General features: G+C 63.6%; 17 protein-coding genes and 1 tRNA gene. 14 read left to right on the top strand and 4 right to left on the bottom strand.

Translation table 11 applies throughout. The annotated features are described in order from the left end of the window. Window positions 1-2 precede the first annotated feature (2 nt). From CZ322_RS01310 to CZ322_RS01290, 5 genes are read left to right on the top strand one after another with little or no spacing between them, the layout of a single operon-like run. Window positions 3-383, top strand: coding sequence for a hypothetical protein (locus CZ322_RS01310; protein WP_087069895.1), 381 nt, complete (start codon window positions 3-5; stop codon window positions 381-383). Beyond that, window positions 376-1,227 carry an ABC transporter ATP-binding protein gene (locus CZ322_RS01305; RefSeq protein WP_087069894.1) on the top strand — a complete coding sequence of 284 codons (852 nt, stop codon included), beginning with the start codon at window positions 376-378 and terminating at the stop codon, window positions 1,225-1,227. The genes CZ322_RS01310 and CZ322_RS01305 overlap by 8 nt, the downstream gene beginning before the upstream one ends. Further along, on the top strand, window positions 1,224-2,078 hold the full coding sequence (locus tag CZ322_RS01300; RefSeq protein WP_087069893.1) for an ABC transporter permease family protein: 855 nt from the start codon (window positions 1,224-1,226) through the stop codon (window positions 2,076-2,078). Before CZ322_RS01305 ends, CZ322_RS01300 begins: the two co-directional genes overlap by 4 nt. Before the next feature lie 35 nt (window positions 2,079-2,113). Continuing rightward, window positions 2,114-2,368 (top strand): type II toxin-antitoxin system Phd/YefM family antitoxin, encoded by a 255-nt coding sequence (locus CZ322_RS01295; protein ID WP_400130030.1) that lies wholly within the window; start codon window positions 2,114-2,116, stop codon window positions 2,366-2,368. Next, entirely contained in the window at window positions 2,362-2,631 is a 270-nt protein-coding gene (locus CZ322_RS01290; RefSeq protein WP_087069891.1) for a Txe/YoeB family addiction module toxin, read from the top strand. The genes CZ322_RS01295 and CZ322_RS01290 overlap by 7 nt, the downstream gene beginning before the upstream one ends. 308 nt (window positions 2,632-2,939) lie before the next feature. Here CZ322_RS01290 and CZ322_RS01285 read toward each other — a convergent pair whose 3' ends face one another. After that, window positions 2,940-9,170, bottom strand: a complete 6,231-nt coding sequence (locus CZ322_RS01285) for a DUF4011 domain-containing protein (protein WP_159454966.1) — start codon at window positions 9,168-9,170, stop codon at window positions 2,940-2,942. Between the two features lie 319 nt (window positions 9,171-9,489). On the opposite strand from CZ322_RS01285, the gene CZ322_RS01280 reads away from it, so the two are divergent. Next, window positions 9,490-10,275 carry an L-threonylcarbamoyladenylate synthase gene (locus CZ322_RS01280; protein WP_087071120.1) on the top strand — a complete coding sequence of 262 codons (786 nt, stop codon included), beginning with the start codon at window positions 9,490-9,492 and terminating at the stop codon, window positions 10,273-10,275. An 88-nt stretch (window positions 10,276-10,363) separates the two neighbouring features. Here CZ322_RS01280 and CZ322_RS01275 read toward each other — a convergent pair whose 3' ends face one another. Next, window positions 10,364-10,957 carry a GDSL-type esterase/lipase family protein gene (locus CZ322_RS01275; RefSeq protein ID WP_087069889.1) on the bottom strand — a complete coding sequence of 198 codons (594 nt, stop codon included), beginning with the start codon at window positions 10,955-10,957 and terminating at the stop codon, window positions 10,364-10,366. 97 nt (window positions 10,958-11,054) lie between these two features. On the opposite strand from CZ322_RS01275, the gene CZ322_RS01270 reads away from it, so the two are divergent. The 4 genes from CZ322_RS01270 to CZ322_RS01255 all read left to right on the top strand — a co-directional run bounded on the left by CZ322_RS01270 (window position 11,055) and on the right by CZ322_RS01255 (window position 16,078). After that, a complete protein-coding gene (locus CZ322_RS01270; RefSeq protein ID WP_087069888.1) occupies window positions 11,055-12,356 on the top strand; it encodes a hemolysin family protein in 1,302 nt (433 codons plus the stop codon). Then, window positions 12,349-13,374, top strand: coding sequence for a hemolysin family protein (locus CZ322_RS01265; RefSeq protein ID WP_087069887.1), 1,026 nt, complete (start codon window positions 12,349-12,351; stop codon window positions 13,372-13,374). The genes CZ322_RS01270 and CZ322_RS01265 overlap by 8 nt, the downstream gene beginning before the upstream one ends. Window positions 13,375-13,565: 191 nt before the next feature. Next, a complete protein-coding gene (locus CZ322_RS01260; protein ID WP_459543364.1) occupies window positions 13,566-14,948 on the top strand; it encodes a glycerophosphodiester phosphodiesterase family protein in 1,383 nt (460 codons plus the stop codon). Window positions 14,949-15,133: 185 nt separating this feature from the next. Next, window positions 15,134-16,078, top strand: coding sequence for a zinc-binding dehydrogenase (locus CZ322_RS01255; RefSeq protein WP_026429095.1), 945 nt, complete (start codon window positions 15,134-15,136; stop codon window positions 16,076-16,078). A gap of 114 nt (window positions 16,079-16,192) precedes the next feature. Here CZ322_RS01255 and CZ322_RS01250 read toward each other — a convergent pair. Beyond that, window positions 16,193-16,265, bottom strand: a tRNA-Arg gene (locus CZ322_RS01250). Window positions 16,266-16,337: 72 nt separating this feature from the next. Here CZ322_RS01250 and argS point away from each other — a divergent pair. Continuing rightward, on the top strand, window positions 16,338-18,014 hold the full coding sequence (gene argS, locus CZ322_RS01245; protein WP_087069886.1) for an arginine--tRNA ligase: 1,677 nt from the start codon (window positions 16,338-16,340) through the stop codon (window positions 18,012-18,014). Then, a complete protein-coding gene (lysA, locus tag CZ322_RS01240) occupies window positions 18,011-19,528 on the top strand; it encodes a diaminopimelate decarboxylase (RefSeq protein WP_234984405.1) in 1,518 nt (505 codons plus the stop codon). Before argS ends, lysA begins: the two co-directional genes overlap by 4 nt. Window positions 19,529-19,579: 51 nt before the next feature. On the opposite strand, the gene aroD is transcribed toward lysA, so the two are convergent. Beyond that, complete coding sequence (gene aroD / locus CZ322_RS01235) at window positions 19,580-20,386, bottom strand: type I 3-dehydroquinate dehydratase (RefSeq protein ID WP_087069885.1); 807 nt, start codon at window positions 20,384-20,386, stop codon at window positions 19,580-19,582. 248 nt (window positions 20,387-20,634) lie between these two features. Here aroD and CZ322_RS01230 point away from each other — a divergent pair, with 248 nt between their 5' ends. Together CZ322_RS01230 and thrB are read left to right on the top strand one after the other, a co-directional pair. Beyond that, window positions 20,635-21,921, top strand: a complete 1,287-nt coding sequence (locus CZ322_RS01230) for a homoserine dehydrogenase (protein WP_087069884.1) — start codon at window positions 20,635-20,637, stop codon at window positions 21,919-21,921. Next, window positions 21,921-22,805, top strand: a complete 885-nt coding sequence (gene thrB / locus CZ322_RS01225) for a homoserine kinase (RefSeq protein WP_087069883.1) — start codon at window positions 21,921-21,923, stop codon at window positions 22,803-22,805. Before CZ322_RS01230 ends, thrB begins: the two co-directional genes overlap by 1 nt. Window positions 22,806-22,816 lie beyond the last annotated feature (11 nt).

Here is a 22,816-nt window from a genome sequence, read left to right as displayed (position 1 = left end):
CCATGGAAGATTTTCTTGCTTTGCCCGCGGCGGCGCAGATCGCCCTGGGAATCGTGGCCCTGATCCAACTCGCCCTGCTCATCACGAGCCTGGTGCTGCTGTCGCGGTGGCCGGAGCGGCAGCTCGCCGGGGTGCCGCGCCTGGGGTGGGTGGTGATTGTTCTGCTCGGCTCGCTGGTGGGGACTTTGCTGTTCCTCTTTATGTACGCGCGGGCGCGTAAGGCATTGGCGCAGCGGCGGGCCTGGGAAGAACGGCGGGCCGGCGGCGCTACCGGGGTAACCGGTGCCGGCACGCAAGCGCTCGGAACCCGCGCCGCCGCGGCGCAAGCGCCCGCAACCCAAGCCGCCAACGCGAGCGAAACGGTGCGTGAGCTCTATGGATAAGACGTACGCGGTTCGCACCGAAAATCTCAGTAAGAATTTCGCGGGGCTCGCCGCCCTCACGGATGTCAATCTGCACGTGCCCGAGGGCTCGGTGTACGGGCTGATCGGCGGGAACGGCGCCGGGAAAACTACCACAATTAAAATTCTGCTGGGGCTTATCGCCGCCAGTTCCGGCACGGCGCGGGTGCTCGGGTATGAGCGGGGCACGCTGCCGGCTGCGCCGGTGCCCGGTGTTGCCTACCTGCCGGATGTGCCCAGCCTGCCGGGGTGGATGAGCGCGCCGCAGGCCCTCGAGTTTTTCGGCGAGGTGTCCGGGGTGGAACGCGCGGTGGCTCGCCGCCGGGCCGCAAATCTGCTCGAGCTGGTGGGCCTGACCCGCGCCCCGGGGAATATCGGCGGGTTTTCCCGCGGCATGACGCAGCGCCTGGGAATTGCCCTGGCGCTGGTGGGTGCCCCGCGGCTCCTGGTGCTGGACGAACCGACGAGCGCCCTCGATCCGCTCGGCCGCGCCGATGTGCTGAATATTATTCGCGAGCTGGCCGGGCGTACCACGGTGCTTCTCACCTCGCATCTGCTCGCGGATGTGCAGCAGGTATGCGACCACGTGGGGATGCTGCACGAGGGCACGCTCCTGGCCGAAGGGCCCCTCGATGAGGTGCTCGCGCTCTACCGGCCCGAACGCGCCACGGTGCAGGTCAGCGTGGCGCGCGCGGATACCGAGGCGGCGCGTAGCGCCATCGCGGCGGCGTGCGGGGCGGCGGGCGTGGAGGCGCAGCTCGATGTTGCTCCGCCCTCGCTCCAGCATGTATACGAATACCTCTCGCGCGGAAAGGTAAGCCAATGAGTTCTGCTGATACTCGCGTTACGGGCAGTCGCGCTACGGATCGCCCCGCTGCGCGCACTCACGCGACGCACATCCGCACCGGCAACCGTGCGGTGCTGCGCTACGACCTGCGCCGCCTGCTGCGGGTGCCCAGCACCTGGGTGGTGCTCGGCCTGGCGCTGCTGCTCGCGGTGGTTTCCCCGCTCACGGCGCTCTACGCCCCCGATATTATTGCCGCGCTGGCCGGGCCGGATACCGCGGCGGCGCTCGGCGCGGCCATGGCCGAGCCCACCTGGATCCAGGCGCACGCGCAATGGGTGAAAAACCTCCACCAGATTTTCGGGATGCTTTTCGTGATGCTCGGCGCCTACCAGATCGTCACCGGGATGCTCGGCGGCCCGGTGGTGTTGATCGTGACGCGCTCGGTGAGCCGCACGGCCGTTTTCGCCGGGAAAATGCTGAGCACGGTGCTCTTGGTGGCAGCGGTGGCTTTCGGCGGCAGCACAGTGGCCGGCATCCTCACCCGCATTCTTTTCGACGACGGCGCCGTGCTCGCGCTCCTGGGAGCCGCGGCACTCTGGCTGCTCGCGATTATTTTCTTGCTTTCCGTGGTGGTTCTGGCCGCGGTGGCAACGGGAAATATGCTGGCCAGCGCGGGTATCGGTTTCGTTGCCTACCTCGTGTTGGCGTTCGGTGGCATGTGGGAAGCGGGCGCGCGCTACACTCCGCTCGGTTTGAACGATGCTGTGGGCGCCGTGGCGGGTGGTGCCGAGGTTCCGGGCCTGTGGTGGATAGGTACGACGACGGCGCTCACTGCCTTTGCGCTCCTCTGGCTCGCATTGCGCCTCTACCAGCGCCGCCCGCTCGGGTAATTGGGAGGGGAGTACCTCTAGAGAGTTCGTACGGAATGGCGTACGCTACTGGTATGAACGTTATAACTACGACCGCGGCTAGAGCGAATCTGTATCGTCTTATTGATGACGTAAACGAGGAAAGCACGCCGGTTACCATTTCGGGGCAACGCCATAACGCTGTCCTGGTTGGGGAAGATGACTGGCGTGCTATTCAAGAAACCTTGTACTTGTCGAACATTCCCGGTTTCGTTGAGTCGGTAAAGGAGGCTCGGCGTGAGGGTGGCACGAGTGAGGCTCTCGATTGGTAGAGGCATGGTCGTTAGAATTCTCTCGTCAGGCTCGAAAAGACGCGAAACTTCTCTCTCAAAGCGGCCTTAAAATCAAGGCCGCCCAGTTGCTCGAAATCTTAACGCGCAATCCCTTTGAGACACCGCCGCGATACGAGAAGCTTATTGGTGAACTTTCGGGATGCTTTTCGCGAAGGATCAATATTCAGCATCGCCTTGTTTACGAAGTGGATGAAGAACGTAGGTGTGTCACGATTCTAAGGATGTGGACGCACTACGAGTAAATCTGGCAAGCCTTAGCGGCACTCTGGCTGCTCGCCATTGTTTTCTTGCTTTCCGTGGTGGTTCTGGCCGCGGGCCTGTGGGGTGGATAGTAACGACGACGGCGCTCGCTGCCTGCGCGCTCCTCTGGCTCGCACTGCGCCTCTACCAGCGCCGCCCGCTCGGGTAAGCCGGCAAGGCCGGGGTAATCCCGGTTTCGCTGAATCCGTTAAGGCGGCCCGCTACGAGGGCGGCACAAGCGATCCGCTTGAATGGTAGAAAATAAGCGGCTCCCGCATTATGCTCAGTGCGGGAGCCGCTTTGCTGCCGGCTAGTCCCGGTGCTCGTTACCGTACAAAAGCACCGCTTCGCTCACCCGAGCTTGGGAATCCGGGCTGAGCCGCAAGAGGCTGAATTCTTTGAGAATACGGCGCACGAAATCCTCATCAGGGTATTCGCCCCACTGGTATTCTTCCGGATACTTGTCAACCAATACGCGCGCCATATTATAGATTTCGCGCAACGGAATCTCGTTGATGCCTCGGCCGGGATAGGGCCGGTAATAATGCCAATTCTCCGGGTAAACATCCTCAGGCCATACAAATTCTTGGCCATCGGAATCATCAACGAAAATCTGATCCTGAGGGATGAACGTATCGAGGATTTTGTTGACCTTTTCGGAGGTCCGTTGCCGTCCAAACCTCTTAACAATCGCTACCCGCAAGGACTGCAAAGGAAGCGGTGCACTCTCTTCGATCATCTCCCGCACGGCTTCGCGAACTTCGGCTGTGCGCGCGGTAGACATGGGGAACTCCAGCTCCTCGCGGCTCCCCAAGGGCGACGTGTCCGGGAGAGTTAACGGTGCTGGGCATGGCGGAATATCGGTACCCCAGTCATCAACGCTCTCGCTTATGCGACGAACGGATTCTCCGGGTTTCGTGCCGTGTTTTTCCCAGGCTTCCCCAAAACGCCAGCGTCCCTCAGATGTGTCAGTGGGATTTTCCGGGGTGGCTGGCTTGAGAGCGACCCGAATTGTACTTCGCTTCGGATGCGGAGCAGATTGCGGGGTTGGCTGCGGATCCTCCGGGGTTCCGTGCTGCGCTGGTTCGGCCGCACGTTTTGCTTTCGTGTGCGTGTTGCGATGCGCCGAGGGGACTTCACGCCAGGTGAGAGCCGATTCGGCATCCGGGTCCTGATGGGTGCTTTCCGGTTCGCGGCGAGCGAGTTTGGCTTTGCGGCCGGCCAGCTTTTTCGCGGCCCGCTCCTGGCGTTTCTCGGCCTTCCGTTCCTCTGCCGCATACCGTTCCTTGGCTTCCCGTGCCGAAGCATCAATGCGGTCAATGACCCCAGCCGGATCGCGCCGCAGCTCCGGAAGCCACACCCGTTCCACCGCGAGCCACCCCATCATGGAGGTCAGCAGCTGCGGAGTAATATCACGATCGGTCACCGTGGGGAGCGAACTCCATTTTTCGTCATCGAACATGACAGCCAGAAGCCACACCTTGCTACCCGGCTCGCGCACCACGATATCGAGGGTGTAACTAGAGAGGCCGTAATCGCCCTGCACTTCCCAGCCACGCTCGCGCAGCTCACGCATAAGTCGGTCACGCACCGGGTTGTCATTAATGCTCAGGGCGCGGGGAAGTGCAGAACTGGCTTCCGCAGCCGAATCGGCCGGTGCGGGAGCTGCGCCGTCGTTCTGAGTACGCGCGCGGGCCCGCAACATATATTCACGTAAGTCCTGCATTCCGCGCGAGCGGGTGCGATTGAGGTCGATGTCCTCCGGATCGAAGGAGGTGACCACCAGCACCTCGCTGCGGGCGCGGGTAATGGCGACGTTGAAGCGGCGTTCACCGCCCTCGCGGCTGAGCGGCCCGAAATTGAGGGGAAGGGGGCCACCGGGTTCGCGCGGTGAAAATGCGGTGGAGAAAATAATGACATCGCGTTCGTCACCCTGGACGTTTTCGAGATTCTTGACGAAAAGCGGATCCTTTTCCTGTTCCATCGCGGCGCGGATGAGGGGATCGCGCGAGTCTTCCAGCAGGTCAAGGATGAGGTTGCGCTGCTGGATATTGAAGGTGACAACACCGATTGATTGGTGCGCTAATGCCGGCGAATTAAGGCGCCGGTGAATATCGCGCACGATTTCTTCGGCTTCCACCCGATTCGTGCGGAAGGTGGCCCCGCGGCTGCGGTCGAACGTTCCGGAAACGCGCCGCATACTCACGCCCGCACCGCCGAAAAGCGCCGCGTTACCCGGCGAGGGGAAACTGGAGAGTTTACCTTCGTAATAGGCTTCGTTGGAGAAGGCAATGAGGGATTCATCCCGGGAACGGTAGTGCCAGGAGAGCCACAGGCGCGGCAGGCCCGATTCGACCGCCTCGGAAAGAATCGACTCCAGATCGCTGACCACCGTCTCCACGAGCGGGCGATCCGGATCGTCAAGATCCTCATCATCACCGCTGAACGGGCCAGTTTTCCCGAACCGCGTAGGCGGCATCTGCCGGCTATCCCCGGAAATGATCACCGCTTTGGCGCGGCCGATGGCACCCATCGCCTGATCAACGGTAATCTGGCTCGCCTCGTCAAAAATGACGACGTCGAAAACTACGGCAGTGGGATCTACGAATGTGGCAAGCGATGCCGGGCTAGCGAAGAAACAGGGTGTGGCTTCCAGGATCTCCTCGGTGAATTCTTCCAGCAAGGAGCGGAAACTGCGTGCCCCGCGTTTGCGATCCAGGTTGCGCCGCAGGGTTCCCACTTTTCCGTGGAGCTCCCCGGGGCGGAAGGACCGCCGCGCCATAAGGGTGGCCGGTAGCGCCTGGGTGGCTTCACCCTGAATGGTGGCGAAAGCTTCCTGGAGGCGGGTGAGATCCGAACTATTTTGTTCCGAGAGGGAAATATGGCCGCTGAAGGCGCGCATGCGTTCTTCCGCGCTGGTGGAGGCCACCCCGCGGCGGAAGGCGAGGGAGATATCACGGTCGGGCACCTCACCCCTTTCGATTTGGTGCTGGAATTCTTCCAGGCCGTTCTTGCGCAAGATCGCGGTGGCGCGGTGCCATTCGACCGCGGCAGCCAGGGAATCGCGCCCGGCTGCTGACCAGCGCGGATACCATTCTTGGAAAACGCTCATCCACCGGTTTTCCGAGGGGAGTTGCAGATCGGCGGCGCTCACCCAGGCGTCCCAGGTGGAGCTAATGATGTCGAGCGCGGCGCGAGCATCATCCAGGCTGTCGGCGCGGCGGGTGAGCTCCACCAGGGCGGGGAAGCGGGTGGAAAGCTCCAAAGAACGCTGGAGAGAATCCGCGGCCTCCGCGAGCGCTGCCGGAGCGCTCGGGTCGCTGAGAGCCACACTCACGCGCTGGCGAGCTCCCGGGATGTTTTCTAGTTCTGTTTCCAGATCAGCTAGGGCGCGGCGCATATAGCTCAGCCGGCCGAGAGCGGCCCGGACTGTATCAGGGGAGTGCTCGCCCTCAATATCCGGTTCCCGCCCGGCGGGTAGCGCCGGAATAAGGGCCGAACGGTACGCTGCCACGCGCTTCTTCTTCCCGAAGAAGCCGCCCTCCGCGAGTTCATCGAGCGCGCGGCTGAGTGCGGAGGTATCGCCGTACGCGAAGAATGCGGGAGAGAAAATATCGGTGAAAAACTCAAGTTCGGGAGTGAGCCGGGAGAGCTTATCGGCGACCGTCGCGATTTTCCAGGTGGAGGAGGCCAGCTGCCGGGCCTCATCCGGATCCAGTAGCGGTGAGGTTCCATCGAGTGCCTTGCGTACGTCCGCAAGCGGAACGCTCCCCAGGGTATCGACCAGCTCCGGGTATTTCTCGCATTGCGCGGCCATGGCCGCGAGCCCGTCGAAAGCATGGATGAGTTCGGGGAGCGGGGCGTGATACGGGCCCACCAGCTGCCAGGCGGACATGGCGGCCAGATCGGTACTGCGTGCACGCACCGCGATATTGGGCAGCGCTTCATCGATAGTGGCGATAGTTGCGCGAGCATTCGGATCGGTGACGAAGCGTTGTGGAACTACCGCGACCGCTCCCTCGCCAAGATCGAGAGACGCGGTGACGGCCGACCAGAGCGAATGCCCGGCCGCATTCATTCCGTGCACAAGCGCCGGGTAGGCCGCGAGGGGTTCGAGGCGGGAACGCAGCAGTGCCCGCGCATTATCCCAGCGGTGCATATCGTAATGAACGCTCGCGTCAATCGCGCCGCGCAATTGATCCCGAATAGCCTGGGGGCGTTGCTCCCCGCCGTGTAAATCGAGAATAAAAGGTGCCAGGCCAATGCGTTCCATGCGTGTTTTGACGACGTCGAGCGCGGCCTGCTTCTCCGCCACGAAGAGTACCCGTTTCCCCTGTTCCAGGAGGTGGGCCAGGATATTTGTGATAGTTTGGGATTTTCCGGTTCCCGGAGGTCCTTCCACCACGAAGCTATATCCCTGACCGGCCGCGGATACCACTCGCATCTGCGCGCCATCGGCGGGAATAGGAAGATTAAGTTCCGCCTCATTCGGGGTAATCTGCTCAATCGGTGGGAGGTCACTCGGCTCCACGAAGCTTTCCCCGGGGCGCAGCGTCAGGTGTTCGAATACCGGAGATTCCATGAAAATATCCCAGTGATCGCGCAGATCCCGCCACATTCCGAATGTGGAGAATTTTGCGATACCCAGGTAGACATCCCGAGTCACCGTAAAGGGAAGATTCTCGCGCACCAGCGCGGCGGAAATCTCACGGAGCGCGTAGTCAATATCGAGACCGGAAGCATCAAGTTTCGGTTCGGAAAGCGCGGTGATATGCACGCCGTGTTCCTGGTGGAGCCATTCCACCAGAGAGTGGTTGGGGGTGGCCTCAGCGCTGTTATCGGCTTGGATTGTGAAACGGGAACGGCCCGAACCGCCCCCTAGCCGTACCGGGAGGAGGAAAAGCGGTGCGCTGGCATCTTTCCCGTTTTTGCTGGTGTAGCGCATCGTTCCGAGCATGAGATAAAGATTGGCTGATCCGGTTTCCTCCGCCAGCGTTTTCGTGGTGCGAGCCAAGTTCTTGAAGAACTCGGCGTAGCGGTACTCGGTTACGTGCCCGAAGAGGATGCCGCGCTCGCTCAGTTCATCGCTCACCTCAGCATCGGATAAATCACTCACATCCGTGGTTCCGCGCAGGAAACGGTTATCGGAAAGATCATCCTGGGCGCGCATCGTAATGCGATCCCCGCGGGAAATGCGATCATCAATATCCGCCAGCATTCCGGCTCGAACTTCGAATTCCAGGACTTCCTTGGCCGGTTTGATATTGAGGAGGCGGTTGCGCAAAGTGAGGTCGAGGAGTTCGCGCTTCCAGCGCTGCACCCGGGCCGGCGCCGCATCGCTGGTATCCAAAGTGAGATAGTCCGCGGAATCCTCTCCGGCCAACTGCCGCGCCAGTTTCCCGGCAGCGCGAATAGCCGCCGCGGGGGAGTGCGCATGAGGCGCGGACGCGGCGGCCTCGGCTGGAGCTGAGGCCGAAGCATCCGGTAGGGCGGCAGCCGGAGGGGCTTGAGTGGGAAGCGGGCGCAATCCATCTCTATGCGATTCCGCCAATCCAATAAGGGCAAGAACAGTACCGTCTGTCAGCTTCGCCTTGGTGCGATTGAGGTTATCTGGGAAGCTGAGCGCGGCGTCGTAAAAAGCAGCATCCAAGGCAAGAACTGCACCGGAACGTAAATAATTATTGATGGAGGCCGGTTCGGTAATAACCGGTTCGCGCAGGCCATCCTCCGTGCTCGCAATACCAACGAGGGCGTGCCCCGGCACCAAAATAATCACCGGGAGCAGCCCGCAGGACTGCGCCAGGGCCGCGTAGGTCAGGACCAGGTCGATGCAGGTGCCGGCTTTCGCGGTAAGAACTTCCTCCGTGGTGCGGATGCGCTGGCCGGTATTTTCGAAAGAAGCGGGTGGGGTGACGTAACGGATATCCTCCGCGGCTAAAACCGCGTAGGCAGCCGACATGATTTGAAGCACCCGTTCGATACCGGCCTGGTAGCCCTGCACTGAGGCATCGCCGGTGGCTTCCTTGAGTAAATCGGAGACCTTGCGCACCAGCGCGGGAATCTGCGGGGCGTTGGGCTGCGCAAAAGCCGCCAGCGACTCAAAATATGCCGGAGCGTGGAACCACTCATTCGGAGCGAGGATACGTATATCGGCTCGGGCATACCCGGCCGCGGAACTCCCCTCGGTGCGCAGATGTGCTTCCAGGGTTCCGGGTTGGGATTCGGTTGCCTGTAATAGGGGATTATTCGGGTCGAGGCGGGTGTGCGCGAGGAAACGCGGTGCTACCGGGGCGGCTTTTCCGGGCCGGAGTTCAGGAAGGGGAACCGTGAGGTCGAAAAGTGAATCCGCGCCAATGCGAGCGCTCAGTTCCAGATGCGCCTGTTCACTCGCCTCACTATCCGACGTATTGGTCGCGAGGATATTTTTGATAACTGGAACCTGGTTATGGGCAAGTGCCCAGCCGGTTTTCCCTGCATAGGAGATCTCAACGCGGAGGATTCCGGATTCCACAACAAGAACGTCGATTCCCTCAGATCCCACTCCGCTCATTCCCGCTAGTGCCCTTCCGTAGGTGTGTGCCTTGCCGTGTCCTCATTGGCAATCGGCGATATTTTCGACAATCCACCCGATATGTTACTCCGTATCTCCCCCGGACAGGCGGGTATTTTAGTCCGCGGAACGATGCGCGCGCGTCCAATATGTGAACATTTCGTCTCAGAATCTGGAATTTACATTAGTCTCCAGAGTGCGCGGTTTCCCGGCGCGGCACGCGCCGGGCGGCGTCGTACTAGAAACGACCACCGCGCGTACGTTTCTCGAGGAAACGGAACCACCCACGGTAGAAGAGAAGGAGGCCCGCGTGGCTGAAGGATATGTGCACTGGAATGGCGAACTGAATACGGAAGCCACCCAGCTGCTTCGCGCGGGCGGCGCCATGTGCGTGGTCCCCACCAAGGTCGGCTATATTATCGCCACCACCGATTCGGCCGGGCTGGAACGCAAATTCGCGGTGAAGAACCGCAAACGCAATAAGCCCGCCGTGGTGCTGTGCGGCTCCATGGAAGAACTGGAAACCCTGGCGCAACTCACCCCGGAAATTCGCGATTTTTACCAGAAGAACTGGGACGAAGACATCCTCATGGGCTGCATCCTGCCCTGGCGTGCCGAGGCTGCCGAACACTACATTCCGGAAGAAGGCGAAGCGCGCAACCTGGTGCGCGACGGGCGCGGAACCTCCTGCTTCGTGATCCGCTACGGCAAGGCTGCCGAGCAGATCGCCGCGGAACTGTGGGAGAAGGATAAGAAGCTGGTCTTCGCTTCCTCGGCGAACCCCTCCGGGCGGGGGAACCGCGGCAAGGTGGAAGGAATCGGCACCGATATTGCCACCGAAGCGGACCTGGTGATCGAAGCTGATGATTACGTGACGTCCATCCAGCCCGATGCGTCCGAAGCCACGCGCTGGGAGCAGGGCGTGATGGTGTCCTTCGTGGATGAATCCGGGAAACTGGTGCCCGAACAGAACGGGCAGCGTATGGTTACCCCCGCGCCGGTGCTCATCCGCAAGGGCGTGTACCTGGATCGGATTCTGCAGCTGCTTTCCGAATCCTTCCTCAGCTGGGATTTCCGGCAGGGGGCGTACTACTAAAAAGCTTTGCTTGCGAGTAGTGAGCTGCGCGGCGGTCGATCTGGTGGTCGGCCGCCGCGTTGTAGTGCCGGGGCTATGTAGTTGGTTGCTAGTTGGCCGCCGCGCGAATCCCGAGCCACTGGTTCCACCCGTGGTGGAGCACCAGCCAAGCCATGAGCCCGTAACCGGCCTGGCGGGGCGCATAACCCCCGCTCAGGTCCATATCGGTATTCCACTGTTCGTGATCAACCAGCGGGCTAAAGGTATCCACGAAGGGAAAACGCCGCCGCTCGGTCACATCCCGGTAGGCATTGGATAAATTGAGCTGCACATCGCGGGGCAGATCTGGGCGCGGGGGCGGGCCCACCACGAAGGGGCGCATGCGCATCCGGTCCGCGGAATCCAGTAGATTCGCCAGGTGCAGGCGCGCCCGCGCCATGGTGCCGCCGCGTTCCAGATCGTGACTTCCCAGGCCGATAACCAGGCGCGACTCAATATCCGGGCCGGTGCGCAGGGCAACTTCCCGCTCCCAGCGCTCCGCCATCTCCGAAATTGTTTCCCCGGGAACAGCCAAAGTGAGGGGGAGGAGCGGAGGGTCGGTGAGGGTGCGGGCCATCACGCGGCCCGTCCACCCGAGCGCCCGCGCATCGCCGTACCCGGCCACCAGCTCATCGCCAATAAAGATGACACGTAAAGAATCCACGGCTGCCTCCCTTGCTACTAGGTAAATCCTAGCGTGCTCAGCGCGCGCCACCCCCGCGAATCGCTAGACTGCAAGAAGTACCTACCCTGGAGTTTATGTGACCAACGCTCTTCTTTTACTTCTTGGCATTCTCCTCACGCTGGGAACCGCGCTTTTCGTGGCCGCGGAATTCTCCCTGGTGGCCCTGGACCCGGCCGCGGTGGAATCGCGCGCCGCTGAGGACCCGGCCGCCCCCAGCGTGGCCGGCCGCCTCCACCACCTCTCCCTCTTCCTATCCGCCTGCCAGGTGGGCATTACCATCACCACGATTCTGCTCGGCTACGTGGCCCAACAACCCCTGACGGAAATATTGACGGGCTGGCTGGGCGCGGCCGGGGTGGCGCGCGCCGCCGCGGTTGCTATTGCCGCCGCCGCGGCCTTCCTCCTCGTCAACCTCTTCTCCATGCTCTTCGGGGAACTGGTCCCCAAGAATATGGCACTGGCCGAACCCCTGCGCACCGCCGCCCGGGTGGGCGGCCCGCTGCACGCCTTCAGCGTGGTGTTCAAACCCGTGATCGTGTCCTTCAACGCCACCGCGAACTGGCTGCTGCGCCGCATGGGCGTAGAACCGGCCGATGAAATCTCCGGGGCGCGCTCGGGCCCGGAACTGGGTGCCCTGGTGCGCCAATCCGCGGCGGCCGGCACCCTGGAGCCCTCCACCGCGCGCCTGCTCACCGCTTCCATCGGCGCGGGCGGGCTCACGGCCATCGATATTATGACCGACCGCGGCCGGGTGGAATACCTGGAAGAAACCGCCTCCGCCGCGGACGTGATCACCGCGGCCCGCACCACCGGCTTCTCGCGTTTCCCCGTGGTAGGTGAGGGCGGCCTCGACGATATCCGCGGATTCGCGCACCTGCGCCCCGCCGTGGCCATTCCCGCCGAGCGGCGCGTGGACGTGCCCGTCACCTCCTCCTCGGTGATGCGCGAAGCATTCGCGGTACCCGAAACGATGGAATTGCCCGAGCTCCTCGTGGTGCTGCGAGACATCGGTGGCCAAACGGCCGTCGTCGTCGATGAATACGGCGGAACCTCTGGAATCGTGACGCTCGAGGACGCCGTGGAAGAAATCGTCGGCAATATCGCGGACGAACACGACCGCCGCGGCGCCGGCGCGCGCCGCACCGCCCCGGGAACCTGGGTGGTGCCCGGTTTGCTGCGCCCGGACGAAGCCTTCCGCATCTGCGGGGTGCGCCTGCCCGAAGACGGCCCCTACGAAACCCTCGGCGGGCTGATTATGGCTGAACTTGGCCGCATTCCCGCGGTGGGGGATACGGTGGAGGTCGACGACGCCCAGCTGACAGTGCGTGCTATGGACGAGCGACGCGTAGAAACGGTGGAGGTGAAAATCCATGAGTAATACCCTCGCTCTTATCCTCACCGTGCTGTTGCTCGCCGGAAACGCCTATTTCGTGGCCTGCGAATTCGCACTCACCGCCTCGCGGCCCTCCCGCCTGGAACCCCTGGCGGAAAGCAACCCGCGCGCCGCGAAAACCCTGGCGGCTTCCCGCAACCTCAACGAAATGCTGGCTGCCTGCCAGCTCGGCGTGACCCTGTGCTCGGTGGCCCTCGGGGCGCTTGCGGAACCGGCGCTCGCGGCGCTGCTGCTGGTGCCGCTGGCCGCGGTGGGGGCCGGGGCAGTCCTCGCCCACACCATCGCTTTTGTGCTGGCTTTGCTCCTGGTGACCGCCCTGCACGTGATCCTGGGGGAAATGGTGCCGAAGAACCTGGCGGTCACCCACCCGGAACGCCTCGGCATGCTGTTTGTGCCTTCGCTGCTGGTTTTTGACCGGATCTTCCGCCCGATCACCGGATCGCTCAACTGGCTCGCGGTGCATATCGTTTCCTGGATGGGGATGAAACCGAAAGACGAGGTGATCTCCGCGTTTACCGCTTCCGAGGTCGCGGCGATTGTGCACGCCTCCCAGGCGGCCGGGGTGCTCCAGGATACCCAGGGGCTTATCACCGGGGCGCTGGAATTTTCCGAACACCAGGTGGGGGACACCATGCTGCCCCTCGATAAGGTGGTGACCTGCCCGCGCACCGCCACGCCCGCGCAGGTGGAGCGGCTGGTGGCCGACCACGGGTATTCGCGGTTCCCACTCGTGAGCGACGGGAATATCGTCGGGTACATTCACGTGAAGGATATTCTCGACGCCGCCCAGCGCGAACTGCCCATTTCTGCCCGCTTGGTGCGGCCGGTCCGCAGCCTTGCTGCCAGCACCAGCGTGGAGGACGCGCTGCGAACTATGCAAACCTCGGGGACGCATATGGCCATCGTGGAAGATAACGGAAAGGTAACGGGTGTGATCTTCCTCGAAGACGTTATTGAAGACCTCGTTGGGGACGTGCGTGATTCCATGCAGCGCCGTTCCTAAAACCGCGAGTTAGTGCGGATTGGGCGGGGTGTGATTGCTGCGGGGAGGGAGCGGGACGGTTCGGCATGGGGCCGGTAGGGCGCGATGCGATACGGCTCATGTGGTGAAAACTCTTTGCCTTTCCGGCGCTGACCGTTATCATTTTGTAATAGTGACGGGCCGGTGGATGAGCCGGCCATCTGGCAGGGAAAATGAGGAGAGCAGTGAGCGCGGTACACCACACCTCTCGCGGCGGGCGCAGAGCGGCCCGAGCGTATGAGGCTCCGCAGGAGCGCGCCGGTTCCCATGCCATTTCTCCGAACCCATCTCAGGGCGGCGGCAAACGTGCCGCCCGCAGTGCTACGGGTGCGCGCGCAGCGGGATCGCATGTCTCGGTTGGCCGCGCCTCCGGTTCACATGGGTCTACTTCGCACGCGGCGCCCAGCTCAGCAGCGCGCCGGGCTGCCAGCCGGGCGGCAGGCAAACGGGCTGCGGTTGAGGTTCCGCTGCATGCCGTCGCCTCCACCCGCGACCAGTCTGAAATTACGCCGCCAACGCGGCGCGGGCGCCGCGCCGCCGTCGTCGCACCGCTCGCAACGGTGAGCGAACTTCCCGCGCGCGGTAAACGGGCCCGCGCCGCAGCGCCGGCAGCTACCCCGCAGCCGGGAGCCACACCGGTAAGCGTGCGTCCGGTCAGCCCGCTGCCAGAACCTACCGAGCTCCCCGCCCGGGAACTGAAACCGCAGGTGAACGCGGGGCGCGGGGCCGCTTTCGGCGTCGTTCTTCCTTCTTCTTTGACCATTGCTGCCTGCGAGGCCGCGCCCACCGGCGGAATCGGCGCNCCGCTCCTGGATCGCACCACGGACGGCGTTGGCCCGATCAGCGCGCACACCTGGGCAGAAGTAGCTCAGGTTCGTAACGAGGCCGGGGAGCGCCCGCCGCGCCTGGATGAAGTCCTCGATGCCTTCCCGGACGCTGTTTTTAACCTGGACGCGAAATCCGATGCGGCCGTAGAACCGCTGGTCGCGGCGGTGCGGCGCACCGGGGCCGCGGGGCGGGTGTGCCTAGCCAGTTTCTCCCAGGCCCGCGTGGAGCGTATGCGCAGTCGGCTGCCGGGAGCCACATTTTCGCTGGGCCGCTCCGCGGTGGCCTGGCTCATGGCGCTCTCCCACCTGCCCGGTGTGCAGGGAGTACGCATCGCCAAATTCCCCGGTTCGCAGCGCGGTTTCCAGGCCGTTCAGGTGCCGGTAGATATCGCGCTGCCGCGCCCGCGCTCGCTACCCGGCCTTCGCTCGTTACCCGGCCTTCGCTCGCTGCCCCGCCCGTGGCCGCTTTCGCGCTCAAGCCGCTCGCGCCGCTTGCTCCAGAGCGGGGATGCGGCTGGCGGCGGCACGCTCGGCCACCCGGTTCCCGTTCTCACCGCGCGGTTTGTGCAGCTCGCCCACGCGCAAGGGCTGGCGGTGCACGCCTGGACGATTAATTCCGCCGCGGAAGCGGAAGGACTGCTCGACCTGGGTGTTGATGGCATTATTACCGACGAACCCAGCGCGATGCGCAGCTATTTCGATAACTCGCAGTACTCGGTGCGGATCTAAACGCCGGTAGCGGGAGGGGAGCGCGGCCGGGAGCGGCGTCGTCGTACCACATTCTGGACCACGCCGGCGCGCCACGCTCTCAGCGCAACTTCCGTGCAAATCGTGATGAAACAAACAAAAAATGCTAGGCTTAAAGTCCCTTGCAGCGCATAGATGCGCCGCACCGCCACACAGAAGGAGTTGTGATGAAGGCCTGGCAATTTACGAATACCAATGAACCGCTTGTTCTCAACGAGGTTCCCGATCCCACGGCCGGCCCGGGCGAGGTTGTTCTGGAGATGAAGGCGGCTGGTATTTGCCATTCGGATGTTGGTCTACTCACGGATGAGGGCTGGCTGTCCATGCTCGCCAAGCGCCCCATCACCATCGGGCACGAAAATTCGGGCGTGGTGGCCGAAGTGGGCGAAGGCGTCACGGAGTACAAGGTCGGGGATCGCGTGGGCGTGTGCCCCACCACCGCGGCCGGTGCGCCCGGTTACAGTTTCGACGGTGGTTTCGCGCCGAAGATGGCGGTTCCGGCCGAAGCGCTCGTTCCGCTTCCGGACGGCGTTGATTTTATTTTGGGCGCGGCGGCAACCGATGCCGGGATGACCTCCCACGCGGCGGTCGTGACCCAGGGCGGCCTGCAGAAGGGCCAAACCGTGGGGATTATTGGCCTGGGCGGTCTCGGGCAGATCGGTGCTCGGGTGGCGGTGCTCGCCGGCGCGGATGTGTACGTGGCTGAAATTAATGAAAAGGTGTGGCCGCTTGCCGAAAAGATCGGTGCCAAGGGCGTGAAGAAGGATATTAAGGACTTCTCCGATATTACTTTCGACCTCATCGTGGACTTCGCCGGTTTCGGCACCACCACCGCGGACGCCGTGGATATTATCCGCCGCGATGGCACCGTGGTGGTTGTGGGCATGGGCAAACTGGAATCGCTTATTTCCACGAAGAGCCTCATCCTCAACCAGTGCCGCCTCATCGGCTCCAACGGCGGCACCAAGGAAGATATTGCCGGGATTTACGAGTTCATGGCCACCGGGAAACTCACCCCGCAGGTCACCACCATCCCCTTCGAGGAGATTCCCGAAGGCATCGAGAAGCTCAAGAATCACGAGGTCGTGGGGCGCCTCGTGGTTGAGTACTAAGCGCCGGTAGCGTTCCTGCGGCGCGTGTTTTAGTACGACGGCGCAGCTGGGGCCACCAGTGCAGCGATGGGCCCGCATATCTTTCGATACGCGGGCCCATCTTCGTGCGATTTGTGCCCCGAACAGGATTCGAACCTGCGGCCTTTCGCTCCGGAGGCGAACGCTCTATCCCCTGAGCTATCGGGGCGCACTGCGCTACTTTACCACGTTGGCGGGTGGCGGTGTAATTCTGTCGTAGATAGCACGTACACTTAGATGCGTGACTCCGGAAGAACTCAGTGCATGTATCGCGGCGGAAATCAGCGCCGCACGTAATGAAGGTCAGCTCCACCTCGATGGTGATATTCCCGCGGTGAAAATCGAGCGCCCGCGTTCGCGCGAGCACGGGGATTGGGCCACGAATGTGGCTATGCAACTCGCTAAGCGTGCCGGGATGCCCCCGCGTGACCTGGCCACCCTGCTGGCCGGGCGCCTCGAAGGTGTGTCCGGTATCGCTCAGGTGGAGGTTGCCGGCCCCGGTTTTATTAATATTCGCCTCTCCGCGGGCGCGGCCGGGGAACTGGCTCGCAGCATCGTGGAACAGGGGGAGCGCTACGGTTCCTCCCAGGCGGGTGCCGGAACCACCGTCAATTTGGAATATGTTTCCGCGAATCCCACCGGCCCCATCCATATCGGGGGAGCGCGCTGGGCCGCGGTGGGGGATACCCTCGCCCGGATTCTCAGCTTCACCGGCGCGAACGTGGTGCGCGAATACTATTTCAATGATCACGGCAACCAGATCAACCATTTCTCGGAAAGCCTGCTGGCCGCCGCGCTGGGCCGCGAAACTCCGGAAGATGGCTACGGCGGAACATATATTTCCGATATTGCCGATCAGGTTATCGCCCAGGAGCTAGCCGCCGGGCGCCCCGATCCGCGCACCCTCCCGGAAGCCGAAGCTCAGGAAGTATTCCGCGCCGGCGGGGTAGAGCTCATGTTCGCGGAGATCAAGAGTTCCCTGGCTGATTTCCGGGCCGAATTTGATGTGTTCTTCCACGAACAATCCCTCCACGATTCCGGAGCGGTTGCCGCCGCCATTGAAAAGCTGCGCGAACGCGGTGTTATTTACGAAGAAGATAACGCGGTATGGCTGCGCTCCACCGATTTCGGTGATGATAAAGACCGCGTCATCGTGAAATCGGACGGGGAAACCGCCTACTTCGCCGGTGACATCGCCTACTACCTCGATAAGCGCCACCGCGGTGCCGATCACGCCGTCTATATGCTCGGCGCGGATCACCACGGCTATATCGGGCGCATGTACGCCATGGCCCGCGCATTCGGGGATACCGCCGGCAAGGGCGGCAATATGGAAATCCTCATCGGCCAGCTGGTCAATCTCAAGCGCGATGGTGTTCCGGTGCGCATGTCCAAGCGCGCGGGCACCGTGGTCACCCTGGAGGACCTGGTGGAAGCCGTGGGCGTGGATGCGGCACGCTACTCGCTGGTGCGCGCCTCGGTGGATACCACCCTGGAGCTGGACCTCAATGTGCTGGCTTCGCACACCAATGACAACCCGGTCTACTACGTGCAATACGCGCACGCCCGCACCGCGAATGTGGCCCGCAATGCGGCTGAACACGGGGTGCAGCGCGCGGATGCCTTCACCCCGGAACTGCTTGAGCAAGCCGATTCCGATCTCATCGGGCAGCTCGCCCGCTTCCCCGAAGTGATTTCCCTGGCCGCGGCCAATCGCGAACCGCACCGGGTGGCCCGCTACCTGGAAGAACTGGCCGGCGCCTACCACACCTGGTACGGCAAGGCCCGAGTCACCCCGCGCGCGGATGAAGAAGTCAGCGATCTGCACCGCACCCGCCTCTGGGTGAACGACGCCACCCGCCAGGTCCTCGCCAATGGCTTGCACCTGCTCGGGGTGAGCGCCCCGGAGAAAATGTGAGTGGCCCGGTGAGCACCCCGGTAACTAATCTCGAGCAGCTGCCCGCGCCCCTTCCCGAGGGTTCGCCTACCGGGGTGTGGTCCACCACGGTACGCCGCCTTCCCGGTGACCTGGAGGTGGGCGGGTGCTCGGTGCGCGCCCTGGCGGAACGTTTCGGCACCCCGCTCTACATCCTGGATGAAGCCGATGCCCGCGCCCGGGCTGCCGCCTGGGTGAGCGCGATGCGGGAGGCTTTTGCCGAGTTGGCGGGAGCGGATGTTTACTACGCCTGCAAGGCTTTTGCCAGCGTGGGCGTGGCCAGGTGGATGCTGGAGGAAGGTCTCCACCTGGATACCTGCTCCGAAGGGGAGCTGCGCATCGCCCTGGCGGCCGGAGCGCGCGGGCACCAGCTCGGCTTGCACGGCAATAATAAATCCGCGGCGGAAATCGAGCTGGCCCTGGATCACCAGGTCGCCCACCTGGTAGTTGATTCCCTGGCCGAAGTGGATTTGGTGGCGGCCGCGGCCGCGCGGCGCGGGCAGGTTGCCGCCGTCGTGGTGCGGGTGACGTCCGGTATTCACGCGGGCGGCCACGATTTTATTGCCACGGCTCACGAGGACCAAAAATTCGGTCTTTCGCTCGCCATCGGCGCGGCCTGGGAGGCGATTGAGCGCATCGAGGCCAATCCGTGGCTGCGCCTGGTGGGATTGCATTCGCATATCGGCTCCCAAATTGTGGCGACGGAAGCTTTCGTGGCCGCGGCGCGCGCCATCCTGGACCTGCGGGCCCGGGTGGCCCGCGAGCTGGGAACCGTGATTCCCGAAATTGACCTGGGTGGTGGTTACGGGGTGCGCTATACCGGCGCGGACCCGATTCCGCCTACCCCGCGTGACTTCGCCGCGGTGCTCGCCGCGGAAGTGGCCCGGCACAGCGCCCACAGCGGCATCCCTGCCCCGCGCATCTCCGTGGAACCGGGCCGCTCCATTATTGCCCCGGCCGGGATGACGCTCTACACCGTGGGAACCGTCAAGAACGTCCACGTGGATGCCACCCGCACCCGCACCTACGTTTCGGTGGACGGAGGCATGTCCGATAACATCCGCCCCGCCCTCTACGGCGCCGATTACACCGCGGCCCTCGTGGACCGCGTGCCGGCGAGCACCTGCACGGGCACCACTATTGAGGCCGACGCCGCCGCCGCGGCAAGCGCGGCGGGTCCCGCTGCCGGCGCGGCTGCCACCCAGGGGAATCCCGGAGGCACGCGCGTCTGCCGAGTGGTCGGTAAGCATTGCGAATCGGGCGATATTGTGGTGTGCGCCGTCGCCCTCCCGGAGGATATTCACGCCGGTGACCTGCTTGTCACGCCGGCTACCGGCGCCTACGGGCGGGTCATGGCCTCGCATTACAATATGCTGCCCAGCCCGGGAGTTATTGCGGTGCGCGGTGGCCGGGCTCGCTGGCTTATTCGCGGGGAAACCGTGGCGGACCTCCTCGCGCTAGACGCGGATTACCCGGCAACCGCAACCGAAAACTAGAGCTGCCCGCGCGCCGGCGCACTAACAGCTAAGCGCCGGCGCGTGCGGCACCTAATCCTCCGGTAGCACGGCCTCGCTCACCTGAGCGGGCTTTTCCCAGGTATCCGGGGCGCTGCTCCACGCCGAGATCGCGTCCACCACCGGGCGCAGTTCGGCCAGCGCGATCTGCCCGGCCGCGGTGGCCTGCCCGGCCTGACCCCAGGTACCCGCGGAGCCGAAAATAGCGGAAGTAATTCGGCTCATGGTGCCCAGCGCCCCCATGGCGATGGTGATGAGCGGAACGTGCAGCTCCTGGCTGGCCCGGTAGGTCGCGTTGAGCACCGTCACCACATCACCCGGATGCGCGGGAGTCACCGCAATTTTCGCGATAGATGCCCCGTGCACCTGCAAGAGCCGCAGACGATTCACGATTTCATCTTCGGGCGGGGTAGAACGGAAATCATGGTAGGAACCGATCACCGGGATCTGAGCCCGGGCCGCTTCCTGAATAATGCGTTCGGTCCAGGCCCCGGTGCGGAACAGCTCCGCATCCACCGCATCCACCAGCCCGGATTGGATGAGCCGGATCACCAGCGGCCCGTAATCATCGGGCATAATCGCTTTCTGGCCGCCCTCCGCCGCGGAACGGAACGTGCCCAGAATCGGTAGGTTCGTGGACTTACGCAAAAGGGTTCCCACCTCGGTGAGGGTGGCAAGATCCTCGAGGAAATCCACTCGCCATTCCAGAACGTCAATGTCATGTTTGGGAAGCTTCGCTACCTGCGTCCGCAGCTCGTCACCATTGGCGGGCGTAATGGACACGAGGATTTTCGTCGGCCCGGAGCCGAAGGTGACGTCCTTGATTTTCACAGTGGGCATCGCGCACCTCGCTTTCTCTTCGTGCATCGGTCGATGCATTTTCCATGGGGATATTGTACCCATCCGCGTGGCGGGCGCCACACCCAGTTTTCGCCGCATACCAAGCCCATACGCTCGTGGCGGGCGGGCCGGTGGCGCGCCCCGGCCCTACCTTCGCTAGGCTAGGACACGCGAGGACAGAGAGGCCGGCGCATCGCCCGGGCTGAGCCGGCATCCGCGCGGCGCGTTCGTCAAGATAAGGAGTAGGCGTGAAGGAAGTCAAGGTTGCCCTGCTGGGGGCGGGAACGGTAGGAAGCGCCGTCGTCCGCCTGCTGCAAGCCAATGCGGAAGAATTTAATCTGCGAGCCGGGGCGCGCCTGCGCGTGATCGGCATTGCGGTGCGCAACCTGGAGGCCCCGCGCGATCCCGCGATTGACCGCGCGCTGCTCACCACCGACGCCCACGCCATTATCGCCCAAGCGGATATTGTTATTGAACTTATGGGCGGCATCGAACCGGCACGCGAATATATTTTGGCCGCTTTTGCCGCCGGCGCCTCGGTGGTCACCGGAAATAAGGCGCTGCTGGCCGAGCACGGTCCAGAATTGTACGACGCCGCGGCGCGTGCCGGCGTGGACCTCTATTACGAGGCCGCGGTGGGCGGGGCCGTCCCGGTGGTGTACGGGCTGCGGGAATCCCTCGCCGGGGACCGCGTCACCCATATCCTCGGGATCGTCAATGGCACCACCAATTACATCCTCGACGAAATGACCACCAACGGGGAAAGTTTCGATGCCGCGGTAAAGAAAGCGCAGGAGCTCGGCTATGCCGAAGCCGATCCAAGCGCCGATGTGGACGGGTACGACGCCGCAGCAAAATGCGCCATCCTGGCTTCCCTCGCTTTCCACACCCGCGTCCAACTTTCGGATGTCCACACCCACGGAATCCGCGAGATCACCCCGGAGATGATCGCTTCGGCCGGGCGGGGCGGCTACGTGGTCAAGCTGGTGGCCTCCGCCAAGCGGCGCGCGGACGGCATCGAATTGTACGTGGGCCCCACCCTCATTCCCGCCCAGCATCCGCTCGCCACCGTGCACGGGGCCTATAACGCCATCGTGGTGGAGGGTGAAGCCGCGGATCGCCTCATGTTCTACGGGCCGGGGGCTGGCGGGGATCCCACCGCCACCGCGGTTCTTTCCGACCTGGTGGCCGCCGCCCACCACCGCGTGCACGGCGGGCTGGCCCCGCGCGAACTGGCCTACGGGGAGCTGCCAATTCTGCCGCCCACCCAGGCACGCTCGCGCTTCCAGCTGAGCATGGACGTGGCCGATCACGTGGGCGTCCTCAGCGAGGTCACCGGCACCTTCGCCCGTCACAATGTTTCCATTAGCGGAGTCAGCCAAGAATCGCCCACCTTGGACCACCTGTGCCGCCTCACGGTCACCACCCACGAAGCCCTCCAGGCCGATGTGGAAGCAACTATCGCGGATCTTTCCGCAGCCGAAGGCTTGGCAACGGTGCGCACCGCGAGCTTCGTGCGGGTGGAGGTGGCCTAATGCGTATCGCCACCTCCGAAGCGCGGGTGCGGGTCCCGGCCACTTCCGGCAACCTCGGCCCCGGTTTTGATTGCATGGGCATGGCTCACAATCTCTGGGACGAAGTCAGCGTGCGCCTGACCACCGGGGCCACCCGGGTCCATATTGAGGGGGAGGGCGCGGATGTCCTCCCCACCGGGGATGATCACCTCATCGTGCGGGCCCTGCGCCGCGGTTTCGAGGCCGCGGCCCTGCCCGGAGTCGGTTTCGAGCTGCGCTGCACCAACGCGATTCCGCAGGGTCGCGGCCTGGGTTCCTCCGCGGCGGCCGTGGTGGCCGGCTTACTTTTAGTGCGCGGCCTCGTAGATCGCCCCGATATGTTCGACGACGGCGTTCTCCTCTCCCTCGCCACCGAATTTGAAGGACATCCCGATAATGCCGCACCGGCAATTTTCGGGGGCGCCGTCGTAACGTGGATGGAAGGAACGCAAGCCCGAGCTGCGCGTATCCCCACCTCTGTGGACACCACTCTTCTTATTCCCGGCGAACAGCTCCTCACCGAAAAGGCGCGGGCCGCGCTCCCGGATACCGTTCCCCATGCCGACGCCGCTTTTAATGCCTCGCGCACCGCTATGCTCGCCCTCGCCCTCGAGCACTACCCGGATTTGCTCTGGCAGGCCACCGCAGATCGCCTCCACCAGGACTATCGCGCCGGGGCCATGCCGGCCTCCGCGGACGCGGTGCGGGCGCTGCGCGCGGCGGGATTCCCGGCCGTTATTTCCGGTGCCGGCCCATCCGTGCTAGTATTTTCACGCCTTGACGCTGACACAGTTTCTATGATGCAGCGGCGTGGATTTACGGTGAATACCGCTGGAATGTCCACACGGGGCGCTTATCTGGTGTAGACTGAGGTCTA

The sequence above is a fragment of the Actinotignum timonense genome (assembly GCF_900155575.1).
Taxonomy (GTDB): domain Bacteria; phylum Actinomycetota; class Actinomycetes; order Actinomycetales; family Actinomycetaceae; genus Actinotignum; species Actinotignum timonense.
This window is presented reverse-complemented; position numbering and strand designations above follow the sequence as displayed.